This window comes from Treponema endosymbiont of Eucomonympha sp. (genome assembly GCF_001028545.1).
In genome coordinates this window covers 1-606 of the sequence record NZ_BBPW01000421.1, presented here as the reverse complement: position 1 = coordinate 606, position 606 = coordinate 1, and the positions used below count along the sequence as shown (strand labels likewise).

At 65.3% G+C, this 606-nt stretch carries 1 protein-coding gene; it reads right to left on the bottom strand.

Annotated features, from left to right (window positions below):
* The coding region (locus AWU74_RS07415; RefSeq protein ID WP_162505021.1) for a UvrD-helicase domain-containing protein at positions 1 to 606 on the bottom strand (606 nt) is incomplete at both ends.

Genomic DNA, 606 nt, shown 5'->3' with positions numbered 1-606 from the left:
AACTTGAGCGAGCCGACGACGGCATACGGGAGCGAGCGGAGGAGAAACTCGCTCTCAAAGCCGCGCGACTGCGCGTTCGTGCGGTACAGCACCGCCCAGTCCGCATAGGGCGAGCCGGATTTGTGGGCGCGCGCTATCAGGTCGGCGCAGAGCCGCGCTTCCTCGTCTTGGTCGCCCAGATAGTAGAGCGCGGGCTTTTCGCCGCCTTTCCGCCGGGCGCGGAGCGTCTTGCCGAGCCGGTCGCGGTTTTTGCTCACGACGCTATTGGCGACTTCGAGAATCGGCGCGAACGAGCGGTAATTCTCCTCCAGCCGAATCAGCTCCGTTCCGGCGAACTGCTCCTGAAACGACAGGATATTCCGCACCTCCGCGCCGCGGAAGCGATAAATCGACTGGTCGTCGTCGCCGACGGCGCACACATACGTCTCGTCGCCCGCAAGCTGCCGCCGCAGTTTGAACTGCGCTACGTTGGCGTCCTGATACTCGTCCACCATGACGGCGCGGAATTGGCGGCGCAGGCGGTCGCGGACGGCGTACTTTTCGGCGAGGCGCGCTACCGGCAGCCTGATTAGATCGCCGAAGTCGCGGCTGCCGTCCTCTCCGGGG